General features: G+C 46.5%; 16 protein-coding genes. 14 read left to right on the top strand and 2 right to left on the bottom strand.

What is annotated here, in order from left to right; all coding sequences use genetic code 11:
• Positions 1-37 precede the first annotated feature (37 nt).
• Together H511_RS0115960 and H511_RS0115955 are read right to left on the bottom strand one after the other, a co-directional pair.
• Positions 38-1,906 (bottom strand): methyl-accepting chemotaxis protein, encoded by a 1,869-nt coding sequence (locus H511_RS0115960; RefSeq protein WP_027253203.1) that lies wholly within the window; start codon positions 1,904-1,906, stop codon positions 38-40.
• A 211-nt stretch (positions 1,907-2,117) separates the two neighbouring features.
• Positions 2,118-3,221 carry a phosphoribosylaminoimidazolesuccinocarboxamide synthase gene (locus H511_RS0115955; RefSeq protein WP_027253202.1) on the bottom strand — a complete coding sequence of 368 codons (1,104 nt, stop codon included), beginning with the start codon at positions 3,219-3,221 and terminating at the stop codon, positions 2,118-2,120.
• A gap of 286 nt (positions 3,222-3,507) precedes the next feature.
• Here H511_RS0115955 and H511_RS0115950 point away from each other — a divergent pair, with 286 nt between their 5' ends.
• From H511_RS0115950 to H511_RS0115880, 14 genes are all read left to right on the top strand, one after another.
• A complete protein-coding gene (locus H511_RS0115950) occupies positions 3,508-5,868 on the top strand; it encodes an ATP-dependent helicase (protein WP_027253201.1) in 2,361 nt (786 codons plus the stop codon).
• Between the two features lie 225 nt (positions 5,869-6,093).
• A complete protein-coding gene (locus tag H511_RS0115945; protein WP_027253200.1) occupies positions 6,094-6,477 on the top strand; it encodes a hypothetical protein in 384 nt (127 codons plus the stop codon).
• Positions 6,478-6,737: 260 nt separating this feature from the next.
• Complete coding sequence (locus H511_RS0115940; RefSeq protein ID WP_027253199.1) at positions 6,738-7,310, top strand: O-methyltransferase; 573 nt, start codon at positions 6,738-6,740, stop codon at positions 7,308-7,310.
• A gap of 28 nt (positions 7,311-7,338) precedes the next feature.
• Positions 7,339-8,229 (top strand): EamA family transporter, encoded by an 891-nt coding sequence (locus H511_RS0115935; protein ID WP_027253198.1) that lies wholly within the window; start codon positions 7,339-7,341, stop codon positions 8,227-8,229.
• A gap of 178 nt (positions 8,230-8,407) precedes the next feature.
• Positions 8,408-8,713: a YceK/YidQ family lipoprotein gene (locus H511_RS0115930; protein ID WP_027253197.1), complete on the top strand. Its 306-nt coding sequence runs from the start codon at positions 8,408-8,410 to the stop codon at positions 8,711-8,713.
• A 735-nt stretch (positions 8,714-9,448) separates the two neighbouring features.
• The gene (locus tag H511_RS0115920) at positions 9,449-9,931 is read left to right on the top strand and encodes a GNAT family N-acetyltransferase (RefSeq protein WP_027253195.1); all 483 of its coding nucleotides are present in this window, start codon (positions 9,449-9,451) and stop codon (positions 9,929-9,931) included.
• A 40-nt stretch (positions 9,932-9,971) separates the two neighbouring features.
• Positions 9,972-10,370, top strand: a complete 399-nt coding sequence (locus H511_RS0115915) for an ACT domain-containing protein (protein ID WP_027253194.1) — start codon at positions 9,972-9,974, stop codon at positions 10,368-10,370.
• Positions 10,371-10,678: 308 nt separating this feature from the next.
• A complete protein-coding gene (locus tag H511_RS0115910) occupies positions 10,679-11,275 on the top strand; it encodes a GNAT family N-acetyltransferase (RefSeq protein WP_027253193.1) in 597 nt (198 codons plus the stop codon).
• A 220-nt stretch (positions 11,276-11,495) separates the two neighbouring features.
• Positions 11,496-14,744: a PAAR-like domain-containing protein gene (locus tag H511_RS24185; protein ID WP_051288273.1), complete on the top strand. Its 3,249-nt coding sequence runs from the start codon at positions 11,496-11,498 to the stop codon at positions 14,742-14,744.
• Entirely contained in the window at positions 14,745-15,302 is a 558-nt protein-coding gene (locus tag H511_RS0115900) for an imm11 family protein (protein WP_027253192.1), read from the top strand.
• Positions 15,302-15,667, top strand: a complete 366-nt coding sequence (locus tag H511_RS0115895) for a hypothetical protein (RefSeq protein ID WP_027253191.1) — start codon at positions 15,302-15,304, stop codon at positions 15,665-15,667. The genes H511_RS0115900 and H511_RS0115895 overlap by 1 nt, the downstream gene beginning before the upstream one ends.
• Before the next feature lie 2 nt (positions 15,668-15,669).
• Positions 15,670-16,296, top strand: a complete 627-nt coding sequence (locus tag H511_RS0115890; RefSeq protein WP_027253190.1) for an imm11 family protein — start codon at positions 15,670-15,672, stop codon at positions 16,294-16,296.
• 119 nt (positions 16,297-16,415) lie between these two features.
• Complete coding sequence (locus H511_RS24880) at positions 16,416-17,024, top strand: imm11 family protein (RefSeq protein ID WP_036759850.1); 609 nt, start codon at positions 16,416-16,418, stop codon at positions 17,022-17,024.
• A 156-nt stretch (positions 17,025-17,180) separates the two neighbouring features.
• A complete protein-coding gene (locus H511_RS0115880; RefSeq protein WP_027253188.1) occupies positions 17,181-17,777 on the top strand; it encodes an imm11 family protein in 597 nt (198 codons plus the stop codon).
• The last annotated feature ends 250 nt before the right edge of the window (positions 17,778-18,027 follow it).

Here is an 18,027-nt window from a genome sequence, read left to right as displayed (position 1 = left end):
GCAAAGCCGCCAGTCGCTGCCGGCGGCTTTGCATTGCTTACACAGTAAACTGCTTCATCAGTGCGTTTTGTTCACGCACGTTCTTGATCTGGGTTTCCATCGCCACACTGGTTTCATTGGCGGTTTCTGCAACCTGAACCGACAAGTCCTTAATATTGATGGTATTGCCATTAATATCCTCAGCAACCAGGCTCTGCTCCTCAGCCGCCGAGGCGATTTGTATATTCATATCATTGATCTGTTGAATGGCTTCACGGATGCGCGACAGTGCTTCATCGGCTTCCTGTGCCGTAGCGACGGTTTCGCTGGCCGTGTTTTTACTCAGCGCCATGGTGCTGGTGGCTGAACTGGCGCCTGCCTGAAGTTGCTCAATCATCTGACGGATTTCGGTCGTCGATTGCTGAGTACGTTGCGCCAGTGTCCGGACTTCATCGGCGACAACCGCAAAACCCCGGCCGGAATCGCCAGCCCTTGCAGCTTCAATGGCAGCATTCAGTGCCAGCAGGTTCGTCTGATCGGCAATGTCATTGATCACCTGAAGAATGCGTTCAATGTTACCTGTGGCAGACTCCAGCTCCTTGACGACATCAACAGCCTGATCAATTTGATCGGACAAATCATGAATAGACACAGATGTCCGTGAGACAATATCGCCGCCTTCTTGTGCAGCCAGTTCTGCCGCCGAGGCCGCAGACGCAGCACTGTGCGCATTGTCTGCCACGTTAGCCGATGTTGAAGCCATTTCATTCATGGCCGTTGCCAGCAGCTCAAGCTGTTGCAGCTGGCTGTTCATGGCCTCGGATGAGCGATTCGCACCCTGAGCCGTCAGCTCAGTGCCTTGCATTATGTCGTTACTCAGCGCTTGCGAGCGTATGATCTGTTGCTGCATACGTTCAGTGAACTGATTAAAACTTTGTGCCAGTGACGCAAATTCCGGCTCGGTATTGGTGCTCAGGCGCTGGGTCAGATCGGCCTGTCCGGTTGCAATGTTTTTCATGGCCTGATTGATAACATCCAAAGGACGCATCAGGCGTTTAACCAGCAAGAAGACAGCCACGATACCGATAATAATGAACAGCAGAGAATAGGTGATGGCGTTGTTTTTAATCTGGTCGACAGCGGCAAACGCGATGTCAGTTTTCAGGACTGCACCTATATACAGTGTTTGTCCCTGCACTTGATGGAAACTGATATTGACGGATTCATTATCAAAAACTGTGTCTAAAGATTGCTCAGAGATTTGTATGCCGGGATACGCTTCCGACAGTGATTTACCATTAAACTCTTTGTCAGGGTGCGCGATGATGACACCTTTCTCTGAGACCAAAAAGAGATAACCGGCATTAAACAAAGAAGCCTGGTTAATCAGATTGGCAATTTTGCTCATACTGACATCAAAGAAGATGGCCCCTGTAAACTGGCCGTTGTCTTTGATGGGCGCTGCAAAAGAGACCAGAATTTCGTTTGTAACCGAATCCCGGTATGGCGATGTAATGATCATATGCCCGGCTTCTTTTGCCTGGGTATACCAGGGACGAGCGCGGGGATCCCAGCCTGGTGCTGGCTTCCAGGACGGGTCGTTGATAATGGAAGAACCGTCTTTTTCAAACCCTACACCTGTCAGCACAAAGGTGTCTTTGAGTACAGGCTGGCTGATAATCTGGCGAATGCTATCAGGGGATAAATTTTGTTCTACGATCCCTGCGGTGATATTGGCTAATTTCGTACGGCTGGCAATCTCTGTGACTAAGGTTTGATTTACGCCGGAAACGATTTCATCAATGCTGTGGTCTACCAGCTTATGCACATCGTCTCTGGTGTGAACGTACTGGATGCCGGAAAGCAGAACTAAAGCGGCGAACAGTATTGCCGACGAAGTGGCAACGATTTTGTGGCTAAACTTCATGGAGTCCCTCAACTACTGCAATTGCTATTATTGTTCCCCCATTGTCGGCGCTGGCTCGAAAAGTCTTAATAGCAAAAATATGTAATTGTGATGGTGAATATATTTTTGGGATGATTTTGTGAGGAATAATGCATTCCTGAACCGAATATTAACCCAGAACACAATGAAAAAGGGCAGCGATAAGCTGCCCTGATATTCCATTAAGGGAATATTAGTCGATCAGGCCATACTCATTGCGTAGCACAGTGATGATTTCTTCCTTCGGGTTACCGCTAAGCTCGATTTTTTTGCCTGTAACTTTCTCGGCAATGCCGGTGTAAATGCGGGAAACCTGCATCAGTACATCTTCAGGCAGCGCATTGTCACGGGCCAGTGCTTCACGCTCATCCATGCGTTCTTTGTTCAGCAGAATGTCCGGATCAGGGAAGTGGTTCAGCAGTAACTGGCGGAAATCTTCTTTAGAGTTTTCGACTATCTTGCCTTCGCGGTATGAAGGACCATCCCAGATGCGGGATGAGTCCGGTGTGCCGACTTCATCCATGTAGATCATCTTTTCCTGGCCTTGTGCGTCGGTGACATAACCGAACTCAAATTTTGTATCGACAAAAATCTGGTCAAGTTGCGCTAACGCGTCGCTGATAACAGCAAACCCTTCTTTCAGCAGCACTTCGTAGTGATCAATATCTTCTGGCTGGCTGAAATTGAAGGCCTGATAATTGTTCAGCAAGTCGTTGCGCGTGACATTAACGTCATCCACAGCGGGTACGCCCGGAATGTCGTGCAGAATCCCTTTGGTGGATGGGGTGATCAGAACCTCTGGCAACTTCTGATCTTTGGTCAGGCCATCAGGCACCTGAATGCCGCAAAATTCACGGTCGCCGTTCGCATAGGCACGCCACATGGAGCCTGTGATGTACTGGCGGCAGATAGCTTCTACTTTGATTGGGCGGGCTTTCTGAACGATCCAGACAAACGGGTGAGGGATATCCAGAATATGGCTGTCTGCCAGGCCTTTCTCGCGGAACAGGCGGAACCAGTGATTGGAAATCGCATTCAGTGCTGCACCTTTACCCGGTACACCTTTCAGGCCACCTTCACCATGCCAGATGCAGTCGAACGCAGAAATACGATCGCTGATAACCATGATTGCCAAAGGCGCATCCGGGCGAACATTGTAGCCTTTCTCTTCAATCAGCCGGCGGCTGTCAGCCTCAGTCAGCCAGTATACGGAGCGGACTTTACCGCTGTGAACCGGCTGGTCGGTACGGATTGGGAGATCATCATTTACAGCAAGAACTTGATCAGCAAGGCTCATGGTGAAGTTCCTATTTCAAGAGTCAATTCGATGAAAATCGCTGTTTGGGTGTCGCCCAATCAGCGCATATCCTGTTGGCGAGGCAGATGATAGCAGAAGTGTTTTCCCCTTTCAGCAAAAAAGCAAACGTTTGCCTCGATGTTTCTCTGAGTGACGCTAAATGCAACAGTACCGCTATTTTGCCTGAATTTTCAGTGGTAATCGCAAAAGACTGACAGGTGTTAGTGCGACGGGCCGAACTGTGGCAAAATCACTGTCCTTTCAGACCAACAGGTAAAAACGGTACATGATGCATTTTACATCCGAGCAGCAGTGTTTTATTCAGCATCGCGAGGGAAATGCCTTATGTATTGCCGGTGCGGGGACGGGTAAAACGACGACCCTTGTCGGCCTGATTCAGACTCAGCTCGACATGCGACCGGCCAGCGAGATGCTGGTCCTGATGTTTAACAGCGATATACGCCGTGATTTTCAGCAGAAACTCAACCAGTCCGGCATTACTCAGCCTGTCCCTGTTCATACCTTCCACAGTTTCTGTCTGCGGGTGTTGAATCAGTCGGGTTACCTGGCTGAAACCGGATACCGTGTTGATTTCAATCCCGGCGAAAACGACAAAAGTCTGGCGAAACAAGTGCTGCGACAAATGGCGGGGAAAGAGACGGCTTACAGCAAACAGCAGCAATTGAAAGAGCCGAAAACCCTTGAACTGCTGCTTAGTTTTGTCGGTCTGGTGAAAGCGCATATGTTGCCGCCTCATGAAGTATTTGCCATGGCGGGCATCAACAATGACTATCGCTTCATTCTGGATGCCTACACAGCCTTTGAACACTTGCGGCAGGCGCAGAAGTTACTGTTTTTTGATGACTGGCTGGTGACTGTCGTGTCACTGCTTGAACAAAATGCCTCACTGCGTGCGCATTGTCAGCAACAGTGCCGATTACTGGTGGTAGATGAATTTCAGGATATCAACAATGCGCAGTACCGGTTACTGAAGCAGTTGCTTGGGCCTGACTGTCAGCTGATTGCCGTGGGCGATGTGGATCAGTGCATTTACACCTGGCGGGGCAGTGCGCCGCAGTTCATGCTGAATTTCGAACGTGACTTTGCCCCCGCGCAGGTCTATTCGCTGTCGCAGACTTTTCGCTTTGGTCATAGCCTGGCGCTGGCCGCCAGCCATCTGATTGCGCATAACCAGGCACGCTTTTCAGATTTTCTGACCGTGCCCGCTGACAATATCCCTGATACTCAGGTTAACCTGATAGGCTCGCCCCGGCAGGTGGGGGAAATTGTCAGTGCGGTACAGGCGTATATTGAACAGGGTGGTCAGCCGGACGACATCGCCATTCTGGTCAGGCGCTGGTCTCAGACGCTGCTGTTTGAACTGGCGTTTCTCAGCAAACAGATTCCGTACCACATGCCTGTACCTTCTGTGCTGGCAAACAGCCGCGAAGTGCGCTTACTGATGGAAGTCATGACCCTGGCCATCGGGCGATTTGCCCAGTTAAATGATCAGGACAGATCCGCACTGCTGTTCAGCCTGCTGTCGTTTCCCCATTGTTACGTACCCAATAAAGCGCTCAGACCATTATGTGATCAACTGGTGAAAATACCGGATAGTCGCTGGGTTGGTTTTGCTGAGCGACATGCCCAGGTGAACCCTAATCTGAAACTGGATAACCTGATTGAACGCCTTGAGCTTTTTACCCGGTTGCAGCGCAAAGGCGGGCAGAAAGCATTTGATGTGTTTGAGCAGTATCGGCGCGAAAGCGGGCTGGACAGCTGGATATGGAAAACCGAAGCCACAGCCAGTGAGATAGAAGAAGCGATAGACAGGCTGGATGCGGTATCAACCGTGCTGGAGTCTATGGATCAACGCTGCGAAAAAGCCTTACAGTATTTTGAGTTCTACACGGCGCAATCCCGCGATACCGGTCAGGGACAGGCAGATCAGAAGCCGCGTTCGGCCAGCGTGCAAGTCACCACTATATTCCGGGCAAAAGGGTGTGAATACCAGCGTGTGTTCCTGCCGTTCTGGGATAAAGATGCCTTTCCGTATCGTAATCCGGCAGCCACAGACATGAAAACAGATAAGGAAGAAGAGCGGCGATTGGCTTATGTTGCGTTAACGCGGGCGAAAGCGTATTCGGCTGTCTATTACACCGATGCGGAAAAGAAAGGCAAACGTAATGCCAGTACCTTCGTTCGGGAAGCCGCCATTGAGCAGGCCAAAGCCATTGGGCCAGCCCTGTATCAGAACGGGCCATTACCCGCTGCACAATACCCGGTGACGGAAAGGTATTATGAACGTGTCGGCCGGGCCGCAGATGCAGCGCAAAGTGCGAGCAGTCGCACGCCACACAAAACGCTATCCAGGGCAAACAACCATAGCCTTAACCATGCCAAGGCCAGTCAGGCCAATCATGTCAACACTGCTGCTTACAGCTACCTGTGGGCCATTGAGCAGCCTTTGCCTGATAACGCCGAGAAGGTGATTCGTTCCTTGATCCGAACCAAAAATGCCCGTTACCTTGACGCAGAAATTACCCGCTTGTTACGTGATCTGGAAACGGCAGCGGACAGTAAAAAATCTGTGCTGGTTAAACGTTTGATTGCGGTGTCCCACGCGCGTCGGCAGGTGCTCAGATGAAGGCGAGCACCTGCCGTATCTGTAATTAGCTTACTTATTAATTGCACGCTGATGTGTTATCCGGCCTGTCTGCATGCCGGGCAGGTGTCCTTGTTATCACGAATAAGCCGTTATGGCTGCCGCACTGAGTCGCCCATCACCTTTTGCATTCACTATTGTGCATTTATGAATTTTTCCTGAACGGTCGCCATTTTATAGCGTTCAATGCAAAAGGAAGGGCTGACAATGCGATTTCAGTGGTTGCTGATCATACCGTTTTTCTGTTTGCTCACGGCCTGTTCTTCATCTCAGGTACATTGGCGGGATATTTCGCAAAATGCCGTGCAAGCAAACGCCGCCGAGGAGCCTTTGTCGCTGTGCAGAGAGCTTTACAAGGATGAGGCCCAGATTTATCAGTGCGAAGTAGAGATGTCGGCATTGTTACGGGCAAGGCAGCAGTGCGAAAAAGATACCGATCCCCGCTACTGTGTGCTGATGGCGGAATACACCTGGCGTCATTATAAAGATCATGTGCTGGAGGATTCCCCGGATCTCAAGCAGGCGGGGACTTATCCTGTGATGTGCGGGTACAAAGAAAATCGGATAACGCCGTGCTCTCTGACAAAATAATGTTTAATACTCAGCATCATACAGTCGTCTCTTTATACTGATACATCAATCTGCCAGTAACAGAAAGATGTTGAACGGTATAAGAATGGGTTACCAAACCCTATAAGTTGTGATGCTTGGCTGCCTTTGGCAGCCTTTTTTTTATGTCTGCTATACGCGGTTATAGTTGATGAAATGTGATGCCATTGATATGTTTCCATGTTCATATGATTGTTGGGCGGATGTTTGATCCGCACGAAATGATGAGCGGGGAGAAATGGATGTCGTTAGCATTATTACTGGCTGAGTTAGAGGCGTTAGGTGAACAAAATGACGCAACTGAATCAGACCGATCGAAAAAACTGCTGAATATTACCCGGGACACAGGTGAGTTCCTCTCTGTCATGGTGAAGGCGACACGTGCTGTGAATGTACTGGAAATTGGCACGTCCAATGGTTACTCAACCCTGTGGCTGGCTTCGTCACTGCCCGCTGCAGGCAAAGTGGTAACCGTTGAAAAGCAGACAGATAAAATCACAATGGCGACAGAAAACTTCGTACGGGCCGGATTACAGGATCGTATCGAACAGATTCAGGCAGATGCCGGCGAATTCATACAAAGCACAGATCTGAGCTTTGATTTTATTTTTCTCGACGCCGATCGTTCAGCTTACATGGATTATATTGACCTGCTGCTAAGTAAACTCTCAGCCGGTGGGGTATTAGTGTGTGACAATGCGATTTCACATCGTCATGAACTCGAAGCCTTCACCGACTATCTGTGCCGCCGGGAAGGGTTAACGACCTGTCTGTTGCCTGTCGGTAAAGGTGAGTTTGTCGTGTATAAAGCATGAACGCGAAGCTCGAAGAAGGAACGGGTAAATGAAATCAAGGGACATGGTTATTGCGCTGCTGGTTGTCGTCATTTGGGGTGTCAATTTTTCTGTCATTAAGATAGGGCTGGAAACACTGCCGCCGATATTATTTTCTGCATTACGATTTGCTGTGGTGGCTGTCCCGGCTGTGTTTTTCATCCCCTTCCCGAAAACGTCCGTATGGAATGTGCTGGGTGTCGGCGTATTTCTGGGTGTGCTGAAATTCGGCTTACTGTTTATCGCCATGAAAGCGGATGCTTCAGCCGGCTTATCATCCCTGATATTGCAAGCTCAGGTGTTTTTCACTATTAGTTTGAGTGTCTTACTATATAAAGAAATGGTCAGTCGGTATCAGGCACTCGGCATCCTGGTTGCCGTGGCAGGTTTTGGGCTGTTTTTTCTTGATGCCGACGGCAACATTACGGCCATGGGCCTGATGATGATTCTGGCGGCCGCTTTTTGCTGGGCAACCGCCAACACCATGATGAAGCGGATGCAAGGCGTCAATTTGCTTCACTTTATGGTATGGGTCAGTGTGGTTCCTCCGCTGCCTTTGCTGTTAATCTCGTATTTCACAGAAACGGCACAGCCTTTGGATGTGCTGCTCGCTGCCACGTCGGACACATGGCTGGCACTGCTTTACGTGAGCTATATTTCAACGTTGCTGGCCTTCGCATTGTGGGGGCATTTACTGAAAAGCTATCCCGCAGCCACAGTGACGCCTTTTGCTTTGCTCATTCCCGTCGTCGGGATGTTCACATCCACACTGGTACTGAACGAGCGCATGACTGAAACAGAAATGGCAGGCGCAGGACTGATTTTTCTCGGTTTGACATGCTGTATTTTAGGGGGACGACTGATACGGGCAAAAAGTCGTGCTGCCCGGCAGCAGGCATAAAACCCAATGGCAATGAACAAATGTTAATAATACTTGCTCTCCATATATGAATGACAACGGCCCTGCGGGGCCGTTTTTCTTGCGAGATGCACTCCATAAGTTTCTATGGCAGAACGCTTTGATTGAAAAACATGATATAGAAGGCTCATGTTGAATAAAATCAAAGGCATATGTATTCATGAAATGGGTCAGTCTATTGCTATACGTTTGTATATTAACCGGTTGTTCAAGTATCGCGTCGAGAGTTGGCTCGGGTTATCAGGTCGGGCAGCCTTACGGTGGCCTTGAATATGCTGTAGATAATGCAGACTGTAATGTTTATGCGCTTCTGGCATTTCCACCCATCATTGTTGTCACTATTCCACTTTCCGTTGCAGATATAGTGACGTCGGCTGCTTTAGATACCGCTTTATTGCCGTTCGATCTCATCCTGGAAGATAATGGCAATAATAAAACCAGTTTCTGTCGGATGTCCTGGCGATAAGCGCGTGGGGTGGGCTGATTAAAGCGGATCGGTCGTTGATGAAATCCTTTCGCCAGCGTGACGAATCCGCCAGAATCAGGCATTCAAACTGTTCAGGCAATAAATCCGCAAGGAGAAATTGTCAGCCGATATAGGAAAAGGTATGCTTTTCAGCCCTGCCATAGAGGCTCAGTGCCGGTGAACCCGGTCAGGTCTGTCGCAGACAGGTATCAGGCTGGCAGTACAGCATAATTGATTGAACTGGCTCTGGATTTAAACCGAGTACGCCGTACCAGCGCTCGTGCTGTGCTTGGGTTGGGATAAATTTTGAAGAGTTACCGTGATCATAACGTGATTTTTCCGCAATATCAGGGTGATCGCTCGCCATATTTAGAACGATTGGATACTCTTAAGGTATAAGGCCTTGCGGCATCATGCCGTAAGCCAACGGAATTATAATAAGAAACTGAACAATGGTTCCTTGAGTGCGGGGCTTCACAGCCCCGATTTTTTTCGCTTCAGATTACTTCATCTTTACCTTCTCTGACGTCAAATACATCAGCCTGATTCCTCAAATCATTTAAATATTTCACCCTGCATCACAGGGCAAAGCCGCGCTTTTCCGTAAACGGCCATCGACGCGATTGTCTTTACCATCTATTGTTTTTGCGTGTCTGTTTACGTTATACCAAGGCATGACAGCCAGAGGTTTTCGTCGTAAATTCAGTCAATAACAGTAAAGGGAACACAGACATGCTGATACGTGAAATGGATGCCGCCGATTTCGAACAATTCTGGCCAGATTTCAGGCGCATTATTCAGGCGCAGGAAACCTACGCCTTTGATCCGGAGATGAGTCGTGAGCAAGCTTTTACCTTGTGGGGCGAGTTGCCGCTAAAGACATTTGTATGCGTGCAAGACGGCACAGTGCTGGGCTCTTATTATCTCAAAGCCAATGCCATGGGGCCGGGAAACCATGTTTGTAATTGCGGCTATATGGTAACGCCGGCAGCGCGGGGCAAAGGCGTTGCGCGTGCCATGTGCGAGCATTCACAACAAGTGGCGCTTGAGCTGGGGTTCAGCGCAATGCAGTTTAATTCAGTGGTATCGACCAATGAGGTTGCCGTGAAACTCTGGCAGAAGCTGGGTTTTGAGATAGTCGGCACCTTACCGGGCGCCTACCGGCACAAAAATAAAGGCTTGGTCGATTGCTACGTGATGTACAAACAGCTTACGTAACTATTGATCACAGAGCATGATGACAGGGCTGGGAGGAAATATGTCAGGAATCATGGATTTAAAACGGCTGCTGCAAACCATGTCGCCGGTAACGCGGGAAGAAGAATATGTATTTTGTACGGTCAACGGGGATATTACCGAGTATCTTCAGTATGCGCCTCTGGCGACATTTCAGGAGCAGGAAGGGTTAACGCTGGTGGTCACGGCTCAGGCGGCTGAAAAGGGTGCCATGAAGTATGAATCGACCTTTCGCTGTATCACACTGACGGTACATTCCAGCCTCGAAGCCGTTGGGCTGACGGCGGCGGTGTCTACTGCGTTGGCAAAGCATGGCATCAGCGCCAATGTGATTGCCGCGTATTATCACGATCACGTCTTTGTACCGGCGGACAAAGCAGACCTGGCTTTGCAGGTGCTGACTGATCTGACCAATCAATAATTTGGTCTGCGACGGTTCACCGCTTGTTACGTTATCTGCACCAACAGGGGTTTCATGCCTGTCCCGAATCACCACGCAGCTTATCTGGCGGATATTGATTATCTAAGGCATAACCAGGCGGCGTCACTGGGGGGGCAATGACTTTGCAGGATATGTGATCCTGTACCCTAATATAGACATCTGATTGCGTATTGTGTGGCTTGGCGCACGCATAGCGTTATCTCGTTTTGATGACGATGTTTTGTCGATTAAAGTCAATGCTGCCCGGGTTATTATTTCCTGCAAAAAGGCTGCTCAGAGGTTTTTCCATGGACTATTCAATGATTCAGCAAGGCTGGCATGCGTCCCATGCTTTAGCCGTTGCCTCACTGTATGAAAATGCGTTTGGACATAAGTTTAAAGCCGCGATTCCCAGCAAAGCGCAGCGGATTCATTTACTGGCTGAATCCTTTAATCCGGATTTTTCTTTTGTGGTAATAGCGAATGGAAACATCGTGGGGATTGCCGGGTATCAGACAGCGCAGGGATCACTGACGGGCGGGATAACCTTAAGACGGTTATGGCGAGTACTGGGCGTCTGGCGCGGAACCTGGGCAGCGGTTGTCCTGAATTTGTTTGAACGCAAGCCTGATCCCAAAGAGCTGATCATGGACGGCATCGTGGTGGATCCTGCTTGTCGTGGCCTGGGGCTCGGTTCGAAACTGCTATCGCACATTATTGCGTATGCCAGTGAAAATCAGTATCAGAAAGTGCGGCTCGACGTTATCGACAGTAACCCAAGAGCCAGAAAACTGTATGACGAAAAAGGTTTCCTTCCGGTCAGAACCGATCGTTTTCCTTATCTGAAATGGCTTGTTGGCTTTTCTGGCTCAACGACCATGATTTATCAGATACAGGCAGACTGATGACCGTCTTCTATTTTCACTGTGTATAGTCGTGTTGCGAGGCAAATCCAGACTTTTTAGTTGTTATCTTGATATTCCTCACAAGAATTGAACAACTGTCAGATTGACTGGGTAAAAAGTCATATTGACTAGTATTTCCTATTTTTTATCAATGGGATAGAGTGATGGGCATCTGGTAGAATAATGGCTATTAATTAGTCTGTGTTGCGAGGAAAGCGTCATGGGAGTCACTATCAGTGCTGATGGTCTGAGTATTGTTCATAAAGGGTCTGGCGGTGAAGCGAATGCTGCCGTCCCTGATGTATGTATGACAACGGTCGGGCCACCCGTTGTTCCTATCCCTTACGGAAACAATGCCAAGTCGGCCGATCTGGCCGATGGAAGCACAACAGTCACCGCCGATGGTGGTAACAGCATTGCACTGAAAAGCAGCCAGTTTTCGTGCAGCACCGGCGATGCAGGCGGCGATAAAAAAGGCATTGTGTCCGGTACGACCGAAGCGGAAGCCAAATTCACCACGGCATCTTCCACAGTGAAAATTGAAGGTGTCGGGGTGGCTCGTAAAACCGACATGATGACCATGAACGCAGGCAATACTATGTGTTTTGGTTGTGAAAATCCGTCGGTGACCGTTCAGCCAGATGAAGATAAAACCCATGCGCTGCGTGTTCAATGTCGTTACACGTCCGGTAAACCGCTCGCCAATGCCCCTTTCAAACTGAAAGATGAATCCGGTGCTGTTCTGGCAGAAGGCACATTGAACAACGCAGGTGAAGCCATCGTTGATGGCTTGCCCACCAAAGGCTGCACCGTTGAATACGGTGAAGCGCCAGCGCCTTATAAAATCAATTATCCTCGCCCTGCCAATCCTGAAAAAGCCACGCTTGATGACGAGGTGTTTTTTGACCGCGCATCGCATATGTGCGTGCCATTCTGGGTCCCAAGAGGCGATCTGCAAGAGCGTCACTGGGGTTATTTGGGCGAAACGCTGGCAGACAGCCTTGAATTTCGCCACATGCTGGAAGTGGAGATTCGCACCCACCTGCCATTGAACCCCAAACCGGGTCAGGCAGAAGAGATCGCAGCGCGACTGATCAACTTCTTTGACCAGCAGCCTGTGTCGGAGCAGGACATCCTCGGTCTGATCAGCACCATGCTGCCGATACTGGAAGCAGACGGCGTCTTGTTTGATCTGTTCGTCAATTATCACAAAGAGGAATCCGGCAACAACCTGCTGGCTTCCATGCGTCATCTGGGCACTGGCAACCCGAGTGAGTGGCTGGACAACCTGGACTGGGACGCCAAGGCAACCCTGCTCAGTCGCGAATGCGGCAGCATTCTGGAAAAAACGGATGCCCGGCTGGAAACGATCCTTTTTCACTCAGATACCCGTGGATATACCTATATCTCAAACAACATCAAAGCCCATCGGGAATCGGTGAAAACGGTCCGTAAAAACCTGCCTGATGACATTTCAGCGGCGATGAACGGCCTGAAACAGAAAATCGCCACCATCCGCAGCAAGGGCGAAAACATCATGGTGGTGCCGACCAATAACCAGCGCACCACGCAGGGCGGCAGCATTACCGATGTGGTGCACTCGCTGAACGCATTGCCAGCGCCGCTGGCGATTCGACTGACCTACGATGACATTGAGCAAACGCCAGCAGGTTATGTGCCTTACTCTGTCATGTTCGCCAATGGCGAAAAACAGGAAGGAAAGCTGGATGCGAACGGCAGTGTGATGCTGTACGGCGTACCTCAAGTTGGCGCAGAAGTGACGTTTGGTGACAAAGAAGCAGCGAAAAAGGCAGAAAAGGAACAAGCCGAGCTGAAAAATCAGTTATCAGAAGCACTCGATAATATGGTTGAAGATTTTAAACCGATAGCACACCGGCAGGCAGCAATGGCAGTTGACGTTGCGCCTGAAACGTTTGCATTGGTGAAGGCCTCTGTTGAAGCCGAATTAGCTGAGATGGAAAGCCGCAAAGATGCCTTTGATGACTTGTCTTTCCTGGAGCAAAGCTGGTCTTATGCGAAAAGTGCAGGATTGGGTGTAAGCACAGGCGTTACCGAATATATCCCAGATTTTGGCGAATTTGGCGAGCTGATGGAAGCGGCAGATATTGGTATCGATGTCCTCGTGGAAGCCATTTACAAGGGTGAAATTGACATCCTTCAACGTAAACTAAAGCATGTTGATCGTGCCAAGCTGGGTTTGCAGCAAGCCAGTATGGCGATGGAAGTTTTATTGCTACTGGCCTCGGATCCAGAGACACGACAATATCTTGCCAGCCTGCCACGCCGTTTCATGGAATCCATGCCACCAGATGAGCTGGCTCGTTTTACTGTATCTCAAATGACCCAAAAAGGGATAGATATAGCAGCTGTTGCAGGCAGTACAGCCGTCGCGGGAGCTGTTAGTGCTGGAGTTGGCGCACCAATTGCTGCTGCAGCAATGACGGGAGTGGTCACAGCCCGTAACGCAGGTAAGGGCATGGAAGGCTTGATCAAGGTGCTGATGAAGATCTTCGAAAACAATAAGAAAATGCTGAATTATCACCCTAAAAAACAGCATGAAAGAGACAATGAAACTCATCTTGAACGCCGAAATGGAGAGCCTTGTCCGTTATGTGGCAAGAAAGTACTGAAAAAAGGTAAAAAGCCGAAAAAGAAAACTAAGAATCTTTGCAAGCACGATGGCTATAAAGGCAAGTTGTATAAAGAAACTGACAGGGAGTATGGCTTTACTCGCAGAGGATACACAGGAAAAGGTTCTGATAAAGAGCAGCGGCAACATTCACCGTGGAAATATTTAGGCATTAAACCCATTGAACATGATTGGTGGGCAAGAAGTGCAGATAAAGATGAGCATGGTAATTGGCGCCGTCCAGAGCATGATGCGAGCTATCCATCGAATGTATTAGCCGCACACCATATTATTACGATTAATGAAATGGAAGATAGTGAATTCTTATATGAATTATTACCTCAAGTTGGATATAACATAAATGAGAAATATAATGTTACAGTTCTGCCAAGAGTTCCTGAGCTAGCTTGTGCTCTTGGAGTACCGTTGCATAATAGTGGTCATCCGTCACCTTATACGGATGAGGTGTTTAGAAGGCTTGATGAACTTGGAAATGAAATTCAATCTTCAAAATATTGTAATGATATGCAAGGTGCTAGAAAACTTATAAGAGAAAGGATGAATCGTATATCAGTTGATATGTTAAGTCTGATTAATGAGTTTAAGCATGAAGGGATAATTAGTTTACCTAAAAAGTTCGGTAAAGATTATCATCCAGGTAATGCGGGCTGCCGCGACCAGTTACTTGAATCAGAAAAAACCAATACAGAAGTAGAAATGTGTGAACATCGTAAAAATCACACAAGGCATCAGTTCTTAGATTTTGATAAAAATCAAAAATTACTATCGAAAAATAACAAGGCAAAAATTGGAGGCTAAGTGAAATATTATCAATTAAAAAGTGACTTTATAAGTGACGAAGCTTCATTTGCTTTTGATAACAAGCATAGGAATATTCTTGATAAAAGTGATTTGTCAATTAAAATGTATTCTGATGCCCCTTTAATAAAAGTTAGGAAAGTATATCGACAGCGTAATATGTCTGATGTGCTTAAAGCTATAGACTTCATACCAAATCAACGTTTAGTCAATATTTTTATTAAGCATTTTATTTCGGGTGTTCAATTTATTCCTGTTGTTGTAGATGTTGATGGAAATCAATATCACGATTATTTTCATATGAATGTATTTCCGACGTATTCACTATTAGACGTCGTTAAATCACAAGCTAGTAGCTATAGTGATTATTTTGAGACATATGGCTTTATCATGGATATGGTATTTGACTCAAATAAAGTAAATAAAGTTGATATTAATCATGATATATTCAGAATCAAAGAATTTAGTAGCTCAATTGTTATCAACGAGAAAGTTAAAAATATCATTGAAGAAAACAATATCACCGGTGTTGTTGCTTTCCCTGTGGAGATCGTCTAATGGAAAACTGGATCAAACAAAGCTTTCAACAACAGGGTCCACTTGCGGAAGTGGCAAAGACAAAATTTTATTCAGACGAGCCAAGAGTTATCCTTGATTTCACTCTTTTTCCTGGCGTTTACATAAGCGATGAATTAGAGATTACTGAGAATATCGATACCCTGCCGGCTATGGTACGTTTCGATGAAGAGGATTGGGAATACGAGTTTGTTCAGGCAAAGCCATTGCATAGGGTAGCGGCTGCCATTCAATCTGGAGAACAAGTTTGGTTGGCTTATGATGATGAGGCATTATATTTTCATCCAGATTTGGCGTATAAGATTCAGCATGCAGATCAACATATTCGGATTCACCGGAAGCTGTAATCATGAAATATGATCGCCAGTACTATATATTGGAAGAAAATTATGACTCTAGTGTTTATATGCTAGATATGGCGGAGAATTCTGATGAAGGGTTAGACCATTTAATGTCTCTATGGTCATTGAAAAGTCATGTCCTTGGACCTGGAATCGTTGAAATTACAGAAGGAAATCGCGACAAATTTCAACCGTGTGACTATCATGAAACCGCAGAGCAGCTGGTATCTGAAAAATTCAGACAAGTTCTGGTACCGTTTAACTTACCAGGCGTAGATTTTTATCAAACAAATATCGTCAATGGAGATAAAATTTGGTCAGAACACTATTACATGCATATCTGGAATCATCATAAAGCGATTGATAAAAAACGAAGTGAAATATTAGGAACTTATGTTAGGAACAGATTTACCCTGTTGAAACTGTCCTTAGATGAAAAAGTCCTTGACCAAGTCCCTTTAGAAAAAAGGCTTGTTTTCACCTTGGAAGAAAAACCTGTTTTTTTGTTCCATGAATCTGTCGTTGCAGCCCTCAGAGCCGCTGACCTCAGTGGTTTAGGCTTTCGTCGTGTAGATAGCTGGTCTATCGGTTCTGCCTTTGAAGACGACGATGATGATTCCTATGATGATTTGTAATTGATATAAATATGTTATTGATATTGGCCCCTTCAGTGGGGCTTTAATGATAGATACTTCTGGATTTAATGAACCTTGACTCAGAGGGCTGTGGCTGAGTCTGTTCATTGGGAAATTACATGTACGAAAATAAATATGATAGTCAATATTATTTATTGACGGGTGATTCTTTATCTGGTTCATATATGTTATCTGAAAGTGAGAAATCAGATGAAGGTCTTGATGATTTGTTAGTGATGCGTTCAATAAAACGCAAAGTTCTCGGCCCAGGATATGTACATATTACCTATGGTGATGATGGGCATTTCAACCCTTGTGATTATCATGAAGTTTTACCTTCTGGTCTGGTTTCAGATAAATTCAAACAGGTATTAGAGTCCTTTCAGCTCCCCGGAGTGGATTTCTATCCAACATATATTGAAAACAGGGGGCGGACTTGGGATGGCCATTATCTACTTCATGTCTGGCAAAATCATCGAGCTTTGCACCCAAAACGTTCTGTTTATGATGGAACGTATGAAAATGATCGCTTTCAGTTGGAAAAAATGTGCTTAAATGAAGATGTGTTAGACAAAGTACCTTTAAATGAACGGCTTGTCTTTAGACTAAACGAAAAGCCTCATTATCTATATCATGAGTCGGTTGTCGTTGCATTAAAGGCAGCAGGGTTAACTGGTGTTGGGTTCTTGAATGTTCAGGATTGGGGCCCCAATAGTGCTTTTATTTAAAATTATTTTATGAGTACATTTTCCGCCACAAGAAGTGGCGGAATTTTAGTGAAAACGAATTTTAAGCTTACTAAGTGATACAGTACTTCTGTTTGATTTCATCGAAGGGACATAGCAAGTGACCAGCATATCCAAACGCATCGGAAGTCGTAAATAATGAAATATGATAGCGATTATTACTTTTTAAGAGAAAGTGGTAACTCATCCAGCTACATGCTAGAACAAAAAAGAACTTCTGATCAGGGGTTAAGGCATTTGATGTCGATTCGTTCAATTAAACATCGTGTTCTTGGTCCTGGTGTGGTTGAAATTATTGAGGGAAATCCAGATTTTTTTACACCATCAGATTATCATGAGACTGCAGAGCAATTAGTTTCAGAAAAATTCATGCAGGTGTTGCAAGGGTTCAATTTGCCGGGTGTGGATTTTTACCAAACAAATATTGTTAGCGGAAATAAAACTTGGTCAGAACATTACTATATGCATATATGGAATAACTATCAGGCAATTCATAAAGGTAGATCAAAAATTGATGGAACTTATGTGGATGATGATTTTATTCTAGAAGTATTATCATTAGATGAAAATGTACTAGATAAAATACCTCTAGAAAAACGTTTAGTATTCACATTGGAAGAGAAGCCAAAATTCCTGTTTCATGAAACAGTTGTGCAGGCACTTCGTGAGGCGAATCTCACAGGTTTGAGTTTTCAGCGGGTAGATGAATGGTCAATTGGTTCGGCTTTTGAATAATAGACTATTACTACAATGGCTGCCTAAAGTGCTTCTGGTGGCCATATGTTTTTTCAATATTCAGAATTGTCAATAGGTTGAGAGATAGTCGATTTGAAGACAAATCGTATAATGGCAAGAAAATGAAATATGATAGTCAATACTACATGTTAAAAGAAAGTGGTCGTGCAACGAGTTATATGTTAGATCAAGTTGAAGGTTCAGATGATGGGTTAGAGAGATTAATGTCTCTTTTTCCTATTCACCGAAA

This window comes from Photobacterium halotolerans DSM 18316, from assembly GCF_000425165.1.
GTDB lineage: Bacteria > Pseudomonadota > Gammaproteobacteria > Enterobacterales > Vibrionaceae > Photobacterium > Photobacterium halotolerans.
Note: the sequence above shows the minus strand (reverse complement) of the source record. Positions and strands in the feature narration are given on the sequence as shown.

Bases quoted from the DNA above. Each gene is read 5' to 3' on its own strand.
- H511_RS24185 (WP_051288273.1), top strand. From the start codon at position 11,496: ATGGGAGTCACTATCAGTGCTGATGGTCTGAGTATTGTTCATAAAGGG.
- H511_RS0115915 (WP_027253194.1), top strand. From the start codon at position 9,972: ATGTCAGGAATCATGGATTTAAAACGGCTGCTGCAAACCATGTCGCCG.
- H511_RS0115955 (WP_027253202.1), bottom strand. From the start codon at position 3,221: ATGAGCCTTGCTGATCAAGTTCTTGCTGTAAATGATGATCTCCCAATC.
- H511_RS0115910 (WP_027253193.1), top strand. From the start codon at position 10,679: ATGGACTATTCAATGATTCAGCAAGGCTGGCATGCGTCCCATGCTTTA.
- H511_RS0115930 (WP_027253197.1), top strand. From the start codon at position 8,408: ATGAAATGGGTCAGTCTATTGCTATACGTTTGTATATTAACCGGTTGT.
- H511_RS24880 (WP_036759850.1), top strand. From the start codon at position 16,416: ATGTACGAAAATAAATATGATAGTCAATATTATTTATTGACGGGTGAT.
- H511_RS0115950 (WP_027253201.1), top strand. From the start codon at position 3,508: ATGATGCATTTTACATCCGAGCAGCAGTGTTTTATTCAGCATCGCGAG.
- H511_RS0115895 (WP_027253191.1), top strand. From the start codon at position 15,302: ATGGAAAACTGGATCAAACAAAGCTTTCAACAACAGGGTCCACTTGCG.
- H511_RS0115890 (WP_027253190.1), top strand. From the start codon at position 15,670: ATGAAATATGATCGCCAGTACTATATATTGGAAGAAAATTATGACTCT.
- H511_RS0115935 (WP_027253198.1), top strand. From the start codon at position 7,339: ATGAAATCAAGGGACATGGTTATTGCGCTGCTGGTTGTCGTCATTTGG.
- H511_RS0115940 (WP_027253199.1), top strand. From the start codon at position 6,738: ATGTCGTTAGCATTATTACTGGCTGAGTTAGAGGCGTTAGGTGAACAA.
- H511_RS0115945 (WP_027253200.1), top strand. From the start codon at position 6,094: ATGCGATTTCAGTGGTTGCTGATCATACCGTTTTTCTGTTTGCTCACG.
- H511_RS0115960 (WP_027253203.1), bottom strand. From the start codon at position 1,906: ATGAAGTTTAGCCACAAAATCGTTGCCACTTCGTCGGCAATACTGTTC.
- H511_RS0115880 (WP_027253188.1), top strand. From the start codon at position 17,181: ATGAAATATGATAGCGATTATTACTTTTTAAGAGAAAGTGGTAACTCA.